This window comes from Tenacibaculum gallaicum (assembly GCF_003387615.1).
GTDB classification, from domain to species: domain Bacteria; phylum Bacteroidota; class Bacteroidia; order Flavobacteriales; family Flavobacteriaceae; genus Polaribacter; species Polaribacter gallaicus.
Genome location: NZ_QUNS01000011.1, coordinates 15,239 through 30,715, shown reverse-complemented (window position 1 = coordinate 30,715; position 15,477 = coordinate 15,239). Strand labels below are relative to the sequence as shown.

The following is a 15,477-nucleotide window of genomic DNA, read 5'->3' as shown; positions in this document are numbered from 1 at the left end:
TATGAAAAGAAAATTACTATTACTTACTTTTTTATCATTTTATTGTTTGGGGTTTTCTCAATCTGAATTGTATGTGTTATTGAAAAAACCTGTTAATAATACTCCTTCAGGTAATGACTGTAGAATTGGGGATTATAGGTCATCATATTATATATCTCATTATCAGGATAAATATGAGATAAACTCAAATAGTATTAATGTAACTGTAGATTATCGCCAAGGTTACAATGATGATCCAAGTTATGGATGTGGTGGACCTTGTGGGCATTATTCTGAATATTGTGACGGGGTAGAGTTTGGAAAAGAATTTATTCATTTTGATTCATTTTATAATAAATACGTAGGAGCAGATCCAATAGAATGTATTTCTAATTGTTTTCCTATTAGTTATTCCGTTGTTTTACTACCTAAAATAACTACTCCAGCAGATAGAAGATGTGAACGAGATAATTTATTTAAACAATATTCTGACGGACAAGATCATAATGTAACGGGCTTAATATGGGAGTATTATAGTACAACTGGATGGAAAGAAATACCCAGTTATAAAAATAGGTATCCGCTAAATGTAAGTTTATTAGATGTTTTTGGAAACAGTTGGAGAAGTAAGTTCAACGGTAATTTACAGTTGAGATTTAAGTTTACAGCTCCATTTACAAATGAGGTAGTTTATTCTATTCAAAAATATACAATAACATTAACAGAGTGTTCACCAGATTTTGAATCATATTATAACTTAAGTAATACATCATGTTCTTATAAATCAGACGGTAAGATAGGCGTAAAGCTAAGTAATAATATAAACTCTACAGAACAATTAGTTGCAACTTTATTTAAAAAAGATAGCAACGGAGATATATTAATAAATCAATACAGCACCAAGCAATTAGATTCTACAGACCCAACAGTTTTGGTATTCGAAAATTTAGGAGGAGTTTTTTTTGGTTTTAACTGGCCAGTATATATTGATGCAGGAACTTATTATTTTAGGTATCAAGTATTGAGTAAAGCAACTACACCATCTAAGCCAAAAGCAACAGATCCATTTTGGTATACATTAGTAAAAACACCAAATTTTACAATTCAAAAAGCAACAAATGTCACATTTGAAGCTGTAAGGTTTAGTGATGAAAACTGTTTTAAATCAGGTGATGGTAAAATAAGGATTTATAATGTTAGTGGAGGAACAGGAGAGGGGTATGAATATGAATTGAATGAAAGTTATAATTGGATTCCTTTTAATCCTTCTAATAAAAATGTAAAAGAAGTAGTTATAGGAGGGTTAGGAAAAGGAACGTATAAAATAAAAATAAGAGATAGTAAAAAATGTATGGCAAAAGAATAATATTACAGTTTATAATCATGGTTTTTTCTACTGTTAATGTTTTTGGGCAGACACCAGAGTATGCTTATTTAGTTACTACAGAAGTTATTAATAGTTATAATAATTATCCTATCACTGGAGAATTAGAGATGAATTCTGATGTTGGTAGAATAGAACAAGTTAAATATCCAGCAACTTCCTCAACTATAGGTAATACTTATTTTGATTTTATAACGATACCACATGGCTTTTCCGAAGTTTATGTTGATGTTAACCAAAATGATTATATGGAATGTGATTACTCACAGCCAAGTGAAACAATACTAAAGAGCGATTTTAATTATGGGATAATTGCAGCAGGCCTTTATATGTCTAATTGTAATTATGTATATAATTTATACCCTCTTCATATCGTAGGAACAAACAATGTAGATCCAATATGCCCACTAACAAAAGTAGAATTAACGGGAGGGTATGATTGGGAGTATCTTATAGGAAATAAAGATAATACTGCATTAGAATGGAAAGTTTTATCGAGTGCTACCCCTACAATAAATATTAACATAGGAGATATTTACGATAAAGAGAGCATTATTATAAATGAATTGCCTGTCGATTCGGAAAAAAGAAAAATTCACTTTAGAACAGGGCATAAAGCTAGCGGTAAATATGTAGCTCCAATAACTTATACGGTTATAGGTTGTTCACCACCATTTAAAGGATATTATAACCAAACCAATACATCATGTTCTTATTTTAAAGATGGTAATATATCTTTAAAAATAGGTAGAGATATTGATCCCTCAGAACAGTTAGCAGTCACTTTATTTAAGAAAGATAGCAACGGAGATATACTAGTAAGTCAATACAGTACAAAACAACTTAGTACTACAGATTCAAAAATAATAGTATTAGAAGATCTTGGAGGAGGAAGTCTTTATGGGTTTAAATGGCCAGTAAATATAGATGCAGGTACCTACTATTTCAGATATCAAACTTTGAATGAGACAGATACTCCACAAAAACCAGATACCTCAGATTCAGTTTTTTGGGATAAGCTTGTCAAGACCCCTAATTTTACTATCGAGAAAGCAACAAATGTCGATTTTACAGCTAAAAGGGTAAATGATGAAAGTTGTTTTAAGTCAGATGATGGTAAAATCCAAGTAGAAGTTACTAGTGGAGAAACAGGAAGATCATATTTCTACATAGTATATAAAGTAGATGGAACCACCGAGACTATAGAAAGAGATTGGACAAGTTTTTCAGGAACCACTACAGTAATAAGTGGATTAGGAAAAGGAGATTATAAAATAAAAGTAAAAGACAACGAAGGTTGTTTAGCAAAATAAAGTTGTATGAAAAAAAATAGTTTATTAAATATTGTGAAGCTAAAAAAGCTATTAGTACTAGCTGTGTTTTTATTGTTAGGTGGGTATGTATGGTCTCAAGAACCTAATGACAAAGCTTTAAGTGTTGCTATTGACGGTCCTGAAGCAGATTTAAAGTTAACTTTAGATGTAGTACAAGAAATCAAGGAACACAATACTAGTACAGGAGAAATTCAAATTATACCTTCTGGAGGGTGGTCTAATAAAAATTATACTTATTTAGTGTATAAAAATGGGACGTTAATAGATTTAACTTCAAAATCAGCAGATGGAATAATAACCATATCTGAAGGTCAGGAACTTGTAGATAAATTGAGTTTCGGTGTTTATAAAGTTGAATTAAGAGACGATAAGTATAAAGATTCAGGTAATGAATGTAATAGGGTTATAAAAACGGTTACACTAACAAACCCTAAAGCTTTAACTATAAATACATCGGCTAACCATATAAAATGTAATGGGGAAGAAGGAATGGTTTCTGCTTTTATAAAAGGAGGAGTATCTCCTACGAATGGGATGTATACTGTTGAGTTATTTAAAAAGGGAAGTAACACAGTTTTAGCATCTAAAAAGGTAACATATTCAAGTACAACAAACCAAACGGTAACATTTTCAGGCTTAAGGATTAGTACACCATCTCAAAAATATATTGTAAAAGTTAGCGATGCTTATATCAGTAAAAAGTCTGAAGTAACATTAAACCAACCAGAAACGTTACAATTACCTTCAGCTAATATTTCATCAACACCTGTAAAATGTTTTGGTAAAAACGAAGGTACAATCAGCGTTATTCCAGTTGGAGGGACACCACCATACAAGGTACGCTTAGATGGTAATTTATTAACAAGTGGATTTAATACAAGTAAAACAATAAATAATTTATCAGCAAAAACGTATACAATTCAAATAGAAGATAAAAATGGATGTAAAACGCCAGTAACTATCCAAAAAGTTATACAACCAGCAACAGGAATTAATATACAAAAAGAAAGTGATGGTAATCCAACATCTTATGGAGCAAGTAATGGTTTTATCAATATTTTAGTTTCAGGAGGAACTTTACCATACACATCTTACGAATGGTATAATGAAGGGGGAGTTAAAGTAGGAACTTCTCAAAATATTTCAAATTTAAGAGCAGGAACTTATAATGTAATTGTAACCGATACCAATGGATGTACAAATGATCTTGATATCACATTAACAGAGCCTGACCAATTAAAAATTGATCCTATTATAACAGATGTAAAGTGTTTTGGTGATGCAACAGGAAGCGTTGACGCTAATGTTTCAGGTGGAGCTAGTTCAACTTATACTTATAAATGGGAAAAAAAAGCGGGCACTTCATGGGTTCCAATATCAGGAACAGCTTCTATAATAGATAATTTACCAGCAGGAGAATACAGAGTAAATGTGTCAGTAATTTATAATAGTAGTCCTGTAGAAACTAAAGATTCAGAAAGCATAATCATTTCACAGCCAGCAGCACCATTGTCAGTAGGGAAAACAATAAAAAATGTTTCCTGTAAAGGAGGTAATGATGGGGCCATAGTTTTAGCAGTCAATGGAGGAACATCACCTTATACGTATGGATGGTCAAACGGAGCTACTACAAGAGATTTGTCAGGGTTGTCAATAGGTTCATATATGGTAACTGTAACGGATGCAAATGACTGTACTTTAGAAAAAACATATAATGTAACTGAACCTTCGGAAAGTTTGAGTGTTTCTTATGTAAGTCACCAAGAGCCATTAGCTTTTGGAAGTGAGGATGGAAGTATCAATATTTCTACATCAGGAGGAACTTTACCTTATTCATATCAATGGTTTAATGAAGCTGATAATAAAGTAGGAGCTTCTCAAAATATTTCAAATTTAGGAGATGGTACATACAGAGTATTGGTAACGGATGCAAACGGATGTACAGATGAATTATATCAAATACTTACACAACCTGGTGAACTTATAGGAACTATAACTATTCCAAGTGATGGAGAGTTGTATTGTAATGGAGATACCGATGGTAAATTGGAAGTTGCTGTTAAGGGAGGAATTTCTCCTTATACATATCACTGGTATGAAGTAGATAGTAGTGGAGAAAAAGTATTTATTTCGGGGGCTACTAATAATACTATTGGAAGTTTACCAGCAGGAGATTATGGTGTAGAAATAACAGATAGTAATAATATAAAATCGTATAGTGAAGGTATTGTAGTAGATCCAGCCAAAGTTGAAATTAATAAGGTAACTGTAAATCACGTTTCTTGTTACGGAGAATCAACAGGAAGTATAGATGTAGATGTAATTGGAGGTACAGATACTTACATTTATAAATGGTATAAAGTTGGAAATAGTACTGTAATAGGAACAGAAAAAAGCATATTAAATCTTAGTGCCGGAGAGTATAAAGTGGTAATTACAGATACCAATAACTGTCCAAATCCACCAATAGAAAGAACAATTACAATAAATCAACCAGCTGCACCTTTAACTATAGTTACAGATTCTCAAAAAAACTTGACTGGTTTTGAAACGGCAAACGGAGAAATTAACATTGAAGAAGTGTCAGGAGGAACTGCCCCTTATACCTATGAATTAAGAGTAAAAGGAAATACAACAGTTATCAGTAATCTAAGTAATCCAACAGGATTGGACGCAGCTACTTATGTTATGACCATTCTTGACGCTAATAACTGTTCAGTAGAAAAAGAATTTACACTTATTCAACCTGACAAATTAGAACTAAACTTAGCAGTTACAAAACCAATAGCTTGTAATGGAGAAACAGGAACGATTGGTTCAACAGTAATTGGAGGATATGTATTATCAGGTGAAGACTATAACTATCAATGGTATAGTAGTAGTGATTTAACCAAAGTTATAGCTACAGAAACTTCTTTAACAGCTTTAGTGGGAACATATAGATTGGTAGTTACCGACTCTAATGGAAATACAACTTACAAAGAACAAGAGTTAACAGAAAATCCACCTCTTGCAATCACTTTCACAAAAACAGAAGTAACCTGTTACAATGGTAATGATGGAAGCATTGATATTTCTGTTACTGGAGGTACAGGAGTGTATACTTACGAATGGAGTAATGGTGAAACAATTGAAGATGTTACTACTTTATCAGCAGGAGTTTATACTGTAACTGTAAAAGATGGAAATGGATGTGAATTACAAGAAGTAATTACCATAAGGCAACCGAGTATATACAGAGTATTAGTAACAACTTTTGAAGAACCTAGCGGAGCAGGGTTGTCAGATGGAAGTATATCAGTAGATATTGAAGGTGGAGTAGCACCGTTTACATATGAATGGAAAGATGAAGCGACCAATAGTGTAAGTAATACTACATCAATAAATAATATACCTACAGGAAAATATTATTTAACAGTAGTAGATGCCAAGGGCTGTGAGTTAAATGAAGTTTATAACTTGGATGAACCAGATCCATTAATAGTTGCAATTGAACAAGTTGAAACGATTAAATGTAATGGAGACATATCGGCAGTGTTAAAAGCAGTAGCTACAGGAGGTGTGGGTGGAAATAGTTATGTATGGTTTAATGCTGTAACAGGAAATAGTATCGGAAACTCTCAAGTTATTTATAATTTACCCACAGGAAAGTATTTTGTAAAAGTAACCGATTTAAAAGGGATAGAGGATACTAGTGAAATTTTCACAGTAGTACAGCCTGATGTACTAGAAGTTACAGGTGATGTTTCAAATGTAGCTTGTTCTGGTAATGATGACGGAGTAATAAGTTTAAATGTTGAAGGAGGAACACCACCATATTCTTATTCATGGAGTTCAGGTGAAACAACAGCAGAAATTACTGTAGTAGCAGGAAGTTATTTCGTTTTAGTTACTGATGCAAATGGTTGTCAAACTACAGGAAGTTTTACAGTAGATAAAGCGAGTTCGTTAACTATTACAGAAACTGTAAAAGATGTTGTTTGTTATGATAGTTGTACAGGAGAAATAGACTTAAGTATTGAAGGAGGTATGGCTCCATATAATGTAACATGGAATACTGGACAAACAGGAAGTAACGTAACTGGATTATGTGCTGGGACGTATATAGTTACAGTTACTGACCAAAAGGGCTGTCAAACAAAGAAAGAAGTTTCAGTTAAAAATGCAGAAGAAGTCATGTTTGATGTAGTTCCTAGTGAAGTAACTCTTTGCTACGGTGAAACAATAGAATATGATGTAACTATGATTGGAGTATCAGAATATATGTGGACTTCAACAAATGGTTTTACAAGCAATGAAAGTGTGGTATTACTATCTGAAGAAGGAACTTATACATTAACTATTACGACTAATGATGGTTGTAAGGTATCTAAAGAAATCGCAATACATAAATCAAATACACTTATAGATGCACAATTGATAATGACCTCGCAAGCTTTTGTGGGTGAGGATATTATATTAATTAATGTGTCTAATCCTATAAGCGAAAAAGTTGAGTGGAGTATTCCTTCAAATGTAACCATAGTACAAAAAACTGATGAAGGTTTGGTTTTACGTTTTCCAGCTCCAGGAAATTATGATATATCTCTAATTTCAAATGAAGGAAATTGCAAAAAAGTAGCAACTAAAACAGTAAATGTTTTAAAGGCAAGAGATTTAACAGACATTGGAGAGACTATAAATCCATTTGTAAAAGAGTTTACAGTGTATTCAAATCCTAACAAAGGTAAGTTTACAGTAGATATAGAATTAGAAAAAGAGTCAGAAATTTCTTTACGTCTTTTTAGTTTAGGAGCAAATTCAGTTGTAGCAGATAAACTACTAAAAGGGCAAAAAGAATATGAAGTATTGTACGATATGAATGTATCAGCAGGGGTATATGTATTGTTATTAGAAACTCCAAAAGCAAAGAGAATACAAAAAGTAATTGTTGAGTAATGAGAAAGAGTTTATTTTTTATAATAACGCTATTAGGTATATGTGCTTGTGTAAATGAAGTAGCCTTACCTGTAATTGTTGATTTCAGTACAGAAATAGTTAATCAAGATTATACTGTGCCTGTAAAAGTAAAAATCTTCAATGATACAGAGGGTGCAGATACTTATAACTGGACATTTGAAGGAGGAGAACCTAGTAGTTCGTCAAGTAAGAATCCAGGAATAATAAGGTATAAAAAAGAAGGAGAATATACAATTACTCTAGAAGCATCTAACAGAGATGGTAGTATAGATGTGAAAACTCAAAAAGTAACAGTTAAACCAACAGTTCTTATTGATTTTGATGTAGAAGTGTTAGAAAATAATTACTCACCAGTTGAAGTAAATATTACCAATCAAACCAAAGGAGCGACTTCTTTTGAGTGGTTTTTTGAAGGCGGTATCCCCGAAACATCAACAGAAGAGCATCCACAAAATGTAGTTTTTACTACTTCAGGAGAACATACAATAAGGTTAAAAGTTGGTAATGGAGAGGAAAGTTATACTCAGGAAAAAACAATAGAAGTTGCACCTTATCTAACAGCTGATTTTAAATATGCAGTAGCTTTTGAAGATGATGACTATCAAGTTCCGGTAAAAGTTACATTAATTAATAAAAGTGTAAGTGCAACCAGTTATAATTGGACTTTTAAAGGAGTCAATATAACAAATAGTTCAGCAGTAAATCCAGAAATAGAAATTCAAACACCAGGAACTCATACATTACAGCTAAAAGCAAGTAATGGAAAACAAGAGAAAGTATTTTCAAAAGCAATAACTGTATATGAAAACACCAACTTAAGAAGTTTAGAAAATGTAAAATTAGGAATTAACACAGCTCATAAAGAGAATGCTATTGGAGCTTTTTTTTCAACCAAAACAAGAAAAGTATATACGAAGAGCGAAGTTACTAATGAGACAGGAAAGGATATAGATCTTGTTTTTTTCGGATTAAATGAATCTTTTTCATACAATAAATTTGTAAGCCCAGATCAAGCTTCAACCGTAGCTTTTTCTTCTATTCCTACTGCACAAACAACCCAATTGATAAATAAACAGGAATCGTGTAGTTGTAGTACTTCATTGTCGGTAGCAGATTTTAATAGTATGACTAATGACGAGTTACTAGCAGGATTAACAATGGATGAAACCAATGAAGGATTAAAAGAGTTTGACAATAGGATAACACCAAGAGTTATACCTTTTAAAACGTCAGATAACCGAAAAGGAGCGATAAAAATAAAGCAGTTTGTAAAAGACGGTACAAACTCACACGTAGTAGTTGATATAAAAGTTCAAAAAGAAGCTAAATAAGAAAAAGCAGATGAAAATCAAGCCAAACGATAGCAATATATTTAAGAAGATAGCGGTACTTTTTACTGTATTTGTAAGTACAGTAGTATACTCGCAAACCTATCCCGTACAAGTTACTCCACAGTTAATACCTCCGTATAGTTTAAAAATGTCAGACTATGCTACAACGACGAGTGAAAAATTATACACAAACATCTTATTAACCGATGTAAACGAAGTAGGGCGTAGGATACGTTTAAAAATGTATATAGAAGGACAAGGACTTTCTATTACTACACGTGATGTAATTACAGGAGAAACCGCTATATATTTAGATGGAGGAATAAATTTAAGGTTATCGAATGTAGATTTACAAGCTTATTTTCAATTAAATAATTTAGTAGGAATCACACCTGGGCAGTATAATGCACCGTTGCCAAACGGGGGATATGATTTTTGTTTTGAAGTGTACGACTATTTTACAAACAGAAAACTCTCAAGTAAAAGTTGTACCACAGTATATTTATTACAAAACGATCCACCAATCTTAAACTTACCGTTTAAAGATAATATTGTAAATGCAACGAATCCTCAAAATGTATTATTTACTTGGACACCTCGTCATAGTAATGCAAGTAACGTACAATATGAATTTACACTAAAAGAATTATGGGATGTACAAAATCCACAAGCCAACTTTTTAGCATCAGTTCCTTTTTATCAAACAAATACCTATAGTACAACACTATTAGTAGGACCAGAAGCACCACAGTTACTTTCAGGTAAAATATACGGTTGGCAGGTACGTGCTTTTGTAAGTGATGGAATTAGTGAAACCTCTGTATTTAAAAACGATGGTAATAGTGAAATTTTTTGGTTTAAATACTTAGAAGATTGTCAACCACCAAGCTTTGTCATTTCACAAGCGTTAACAGCAGAATCTGTACAGGTAAATTGGCAAAGTTCAGAACATGTACGTTATAGAATTCAGTATCGTAAAAAAGGATTTGGAGATGATGATTGGTTTGAGGTAAATGGTTATACCAATGAAGGTAAAATACGTAATCTAGAGCCTGCTACCGTATACGAATTTCGTGTAGGAGGTGAGTGTACCCAGTTATCAGGGTTTGCCTATTCTAATATTCAAGAGTTTACCACGCCAAGTAACGATGAAGCTGCATATTACAATTGTGGATTAACACCACAAATTAATATTACAAACAAAGAACCGTTACCAAAATTAGGTATCAATGAAACTTTCACTGCAGGAGATTTTCCTGTAACCACACGTGAAGTAACAGGAAGTAATGGTAGGTTTAGTGGTTGGGGATATATTACGCTACCTTTTTTAGAGAACCTCAAAGAAATTATTGATGCGGCAAACATCGCTACAGGAGGAAAAGTTAACATAGGTAAGTATACGCGTATAAAGGTCGTATTTGACAATGTTCAAATAAATAATAGTTATGAACTTATTGATGGAGTAGTAGAGACAGATTACGACCCAGACTGGAAAGGAATTATAGATACTGATGAAATTATTGATGATATAGGTGGCGATAGAGGAAATATAGAAAATTTTGATGCGACCAATACAGATATAAAGGATGTAAAAGTTGATGAAAACGGAAACGTAGTAATTATACCTGAAGTAGGAGAGCCAATACCAATTGAAACAGGAAAACCGGTTACGATTACCGATAAAAATGGAGATCAGTGGACAGTGCATGAAGATGGTAAAGTAACTGAAGGTAAAGTAGCTGAAGGAGGCACACCTACAGTAGATAATACAGAAGGAATTTCAAGTTCAGGAAATGTAAAACAAATTTCTTCTAAAGATGTTCGAGTAACTTTTAATCCTTCTGGATATTACGGAACGGATACTTATCAAGACCATATTAAGTCAGATAAATATAAGAGTGAATATGAATTTATCAAGACACATGATAATGAAGACTATTCAGTTTTATATAAGTTGTTGAGTGACTTACCAGAGCATAAAACAGATATTATAAAAGCGACTGTACACTTTAGTAATGGAAAAACTAAAGATGATATTGTTTTTAAAACTAAAGAAGGAACAGCAATAAGTCCAACTTGGTCGGGTAACGAGGCTACTTTACCATTACAAAGAAAATTTGAGTTTGCCAAAGAAGAAATTTTAGCTACGGTAAAACCTAAAGATTCTACAGGAAAATATACCGTTGCAGGAAAACTGAATGTATGGCATGCCCAACAACAAACAATTAATTTAACCTTAGTTTCTGTAGATGGGGCTTCAGTTAGTAATGTAGGAGATAGAATTAACGAAATATATAATAAAGCAGGGATACATTTTAATATTAAGATAGAAATTATCAATCTTGGTTTAGGTAATTTGGATGTTGGTGATAGCGATATGCTATCTAACTATACTGAAGGAGAAAAAAGTATTATAAGTACTTTTAAAAATGGAAGAACCATAGCCAAGAACCAATACTATATGTTCTTTTTAGATGATAAAAAAGTAACCTTAACTAAAGATTTAGATGGCTTTATGCCATTAAAGCGTCAGTTTGGTTTTGTATTTACTAAACAAGACGCAGGTCGTGTTGCAGCACACGAATTAGGGCATGGGATTTTTGGGTTAAAGCATCCGTTTGATCAGTACGATGCTGAAAGCGCTAAAAACGAAAATCATTATTTAATGAGTTATGGTACGGGTACCGCTTTTAGTCATATGGATTGGCAAAAACTACATGCACCCGGTATTCAGTTATACTGGTTCCAAGGAGATGAAATAGGACAGCATGAAAGTTATGAGTATTATGCCAGTAAGGTTGTAGTCCCTAATGTATTTATTTCTAATTTAAATAATTATAATAAAAATACAGTTTCATTTGTTTCTTCTAGTGGTAAGTTAATAACACTTCCAAGTACGGTAATGGACGTTACTTTTCATAAAAAAGGTGATGGAACATTATTTGCTTTTACATTAGAAGAGAACGGTAAAAAAGTAAGATATGTTTCTGCAGTAAGATATAGAGGGACTGAAAAAGAAAATTTTGCAGGTTATTTAAAAAGTTTTAATGTCTCTACTTATAAGGAATGGGAAGAAAATGTTTACCAAGATAACTTCTCCGTTATGTCTTCTTTCCCAAAATCGAATGTAGATGTTTATTTAGGTAAGTTAAATAATGAACCTTGTGGAATTAATTTATATAAAGCAACATTAAACAATACAACATCTGGGAAATGGAATAGTGGAGGAAATGAAGAGTCATTAACATCAAAAAATTATACTGAAGGAGCGACAAAAATTACTAAAAACGTAATAGAATCTCCTACAGCTTGTAATTTTTGTGATAAAGGAAAAGAATTTTTCGAACTACACGCTAGTGTTAATGACGAAGAAATATTGCAAGTAGTTAGAGATATATCAGATTTAATTTGTGACCCAGAGGCAGATACAAGTTTTTTTGATGAATTTTCTGAAAAAGGATATGATAATCTTTTAGCATGGCAAAAAAAGTTTTATGACGAGGGAACTTGGAAAAATGATTTAGAGGCTTATAAAGCTTTTTATGAAGCATATAAAAGATATTTAGATTACTATTTTGCAGCTAAGGCGATAATTACTACAAGCTCAGATAAAGAAGCTCTTTTAAGAGTAGCTTATAACTTATCTTTAACTCAATTAGAAAACCTAACAGCACAAGAAAAACTTTCAATGTTAGCAATAATGACAAAAGGTTTTGTAGGAGGTTATTGGTTTGGGGGAAATTATAACATTGAAGCATTAGCTTTAAAGGTTATTAAATCTGTAAATAATAAAAAAGAGAAAAAGCAAATTCAAAAGTTTTTAGAAGGCTTAGTTAGTGATACTTATAAAGTAGATAATAAATTTTTATATGAAAATTTATTTAAGAAAATAGATGATTATTTTGGGAAAGATAATTTCACAGAATTAATTTTAAGATTCACAAATTTTGCACTTGAAACAAATTCAGAAACGAATTCTTTATTACCTATAAAATGGGGAGTTAAGAATAGTAGCTTCTTATTAAACTATATGGTTTCAGGTAGTGATTTTGAATTTGATTATAAGGGTGATAAAGTATATGTTACAGGAGAGTGTCTAGAAAAGCAATACACAGTAAATAGACATGGAGAAAGAGTAGAGACAGGATGTGAAAAATATAAATATGAAAATCTTGAATTACATCCATTTAATGATTTTGTCACATTAACAATAATTGAAAATACAAACATTCTACCTACTTTTATGTGTGGCTCACCAGATGTACAATGGTGTGGTAAAGCGATTAAGGTTCCAGCGGTATTTTTACCGTATTTGCAAGAAAAGAAGAGTACTCAATCATTTGAAAATTGGGGTATCAATACCATTACTATTGTAGGTACTGTAATGAGCTTTGGCGAGGTGGCTGCAGCAAGAGCGGCAGGCCAAATGGGTGTAGCTTATTGGGCTATATCAGACTTAGGTTATACTTTTTCCACACCTGTAGTTAATCTCATATATGAGAAGATTGATGATAAAACGGATAATAAAGAGTTTAAAGATTATTTTAAGTCAGGATGGGATGCTATCGGTTATGTATTTTTAGCTAAATCGGCAGCTGATATAACAGGGCTAACAGCTATAACCACAAAGAGACAGATAGCAAGAGGATATGCAGCTATAAAAACATATGGAGAAGATGAGTTTTTTGAAATTTTCGAAAAATCATTAAAAGAGGCATCAGCTGAATTAGCTGAAGAACAGATAAAAGCTATATCCAAAGATGTGAAGAACTCTATTAAGAAATTAGAAGAAGAAATCCCAGACTTGATAAATGAAGAGTTGCAAACTGCTCAAAAGATTTTATCTAAAAAAGAAAGTTTCACAGATTTGTTAAAAAAGAGTTTAATAGAAAAGTTAGGAACTAATTCTGAATACGCTAATTTTAAAAACTGGATAAATAAATTAGAAGAAGGTGATATTCTTAATAAGTTAGATAAAATATCAGCAAGAGTTGATAGTGAAGGAATAAATGATTTAAATCGCTTAAGGGGTGACTTTGATAACTTACTTAATAAAGGAATAGATTTTAATGATATAGAATTGTTATCAGCTTGGTCTTCATTAAGTAAATCACCAATAATAAGATCGAAACCAGAAAACTTAATAATACTTAAAAAAGTTCATTCAAGATTTGAATATTTGAGTCTATCTTCATTCGATGGTTTAAATAAATTATTAAATGAGGGAAGTTCTGCAAGTAAGCAAAAACTAATAAATGGGCTAAAAGAAGTAGATGGAATTTTTCCTAAAGATTTACCAATTAAATTTAGTGGAATTAAAGCAGGTGATGTAAAAGTAATTAATAGTATTGATGATAAAGGAGATGAAGTAGCACGATATGTAGATGGTATTTTACAAAAGAAAAAAGTAATACCTGATGGAGACGATGTAAAATTAGTGAAGAAAGGAGAAACTCCTGATGAAGATTTATTAAAGAAAAATGAGGAGCTTGGTTATAGAAGAATAGCACAAGAGGCTAATTTGGCTAGCTATACAAAATTAAGAAGTCATTTAGGGAGTTCAAGAGTTAAGCAATATCTGAATAATGAGGAGTTAAGAATCTTTGAAAAAACAATAAAAAGAAGTAACCCAGAAGTACTTGAGTTTATGAATAAATTAGATGAGTTTGACTTTGCGGAAGTTGTTCGAGGGTATAGAGATTTAAAGAGAAACGAAAAGTTAGGTACTTTTGATAAGGCAATAAGTAGTATTGAGGATTTTTCAGGTAAGTATGGATGGTATAATTATTGGAAAGTAACACCAGGTATGAAGTATTCCTTGACTACTATTGAAGATCTAAAAAGTGCAGGTCTTATACTCCCAACTGGAAAAGCAACAGATATCCAATTAGCTTCTATACAAGCTTTCACAAGAAAAGGAGATTTTATTAATGTGCCTATGCGTTATAATAAATCCTTCTTGGGAGAATACGCTGAGAAAGGATTTATACACGTGAAAGAATGCTTAGAAGAATTGAGAAAAATTTCATCGAGAGACTTTAAAGGAAAGACAGTAGTAAGTGGAAAAACTTTTACTAAATCTGATTTTGAAAGTAAATTTGTAAATGGCGTAGGAAAGAATATAGAATATGATAGTTTTATATCAACAACAACGAAACAGACTGTTGCAGAAGGATTTACAAAATTGACTGTTAAGTGGGCTGGAGATGGAGAAAAAGTGGCTGTTATTCAACGCATTGTTAGTAAAGATGGAGTTTATATAGATGATTTGTCTGACTGGGGAGCAAATTTAGGACCAAGCAGACATGCTAATGAGCCTGTAAGCATTCAAGTTCAAGACGAGGTGTTGTTAAGTCCAAGTAGGCTTGAACAGACAGGAGAACCAATTCCTGTTATGGAAAATGGTCAACATAAGTTGATTTATTATAATGAAAACGGGGTTGAAAAGGCAATGAAAGTTTATTATGTTGATTTTAAACAAATTTAAAAG

Annotated in this window: 5 protein-coding genes; all 5 read left to right on the top strand. The window is 32.1% G+C overall.

Features of this window, described 5'->3' with window-relative positions:
* Position 1 precedes the first annotated feature (1 nt).
* The 5 genes from C7448_RS14635 to C7448_RS14615 are packed head-to-tail and all read left to right on the top strand — an operon-like array spanning position 2 to position 15,474.
* Positions 2–1,345, top strand: coding sequence for a hypothetical protein (locus tag C7448_RS14635; RefSeq protein WP_147300551.1), 1,344 nt, complete (start codon positions 2–4; stop codon positions 1,343–1,345).
* Between the two features lie 17 nt (positions 1,346–1,362).
* Entirely contained in the window at positions 1,363–2,676 is a 1,314-nt protein-coding gene (locus C7448_RS14630; RefSeq protein WP_115902155.1) for a hypothetical protein, read from the top strand.
* A gap of 6 nt (positions 2,677–2,682) precedes the next feature.
* On the top strand, positions 2,683–7,635 hold the full coding sequence (locus C7448_RS14625) for a SprB repeat-containing protein (RefSeq protein WP_115902154.1): 4,953 nt from the start codon (positions 2,683–2,685) through the stop codon (positions 7,633–7,635).
* Positions 7,635–8,987 (top strand): PKD domain-containing protein, encoded by a 1,353-nt coding sequence (locus tag C7448_RS14620; protein ID WP_115902153.1) that lies wholly within the window; start codon positions 7,635–7,637, stop codon positions 8,985–8,987. Before C7448_RS14625 ends, C7448_RS14620 begins: the two co-directional genes overlap by 1 nt.
* A 10-nt stretch (positions 8,988–8,997) precedes the next feature.
* A complete protein-coding gene (locus C7448_RS14615) occupies positions 8,998–15,474 on the top strand; it encodes a fibronectin type III domain-containing protein (protein ID WP_115902152.1) in 6,477 nt (2,158 codons plus the stop codon).
* The last annotated feature ends 3 nt before the right edge of the window (positions 15,475–15,477 follow it).

Coding starts and splice junctions, on each gene's coding strand:
- C7448_RS14635 (WP_147300551.1), top strand. CDS start 2: ATGAAAAGAAAATTACTATTACTTACTTTTTTATCATTTTATTGTTTG.
- C7448_RS14630 (WP_115902155.1), top strand. CDS start 1,363: ATGGTTTTTTCTACTGTTAATGTTTTTGGGCAGACACCAGAGTATGCT.
- C7448_RS14625 (WP_115902154.1), top strand. CDS start 2,683: ATGAAAAAAAATAGTTTATTAAATATTGTGAAGCTAAAAAAGCTATTA.
- C7448_RS14620 (WP_115902153.1), top strand. CDS start 7,635: ATGAGAAAGAGTTTATTTTTTATAATAACGCTATTAGGTATATGTGCT.
- C7448_RS14615 (WP_115902152.1), top strand. CDS start 8,998: ATGAAAATCAAGCCAAACGATAGCAATATATTTAAGAAGATAGCGGTA.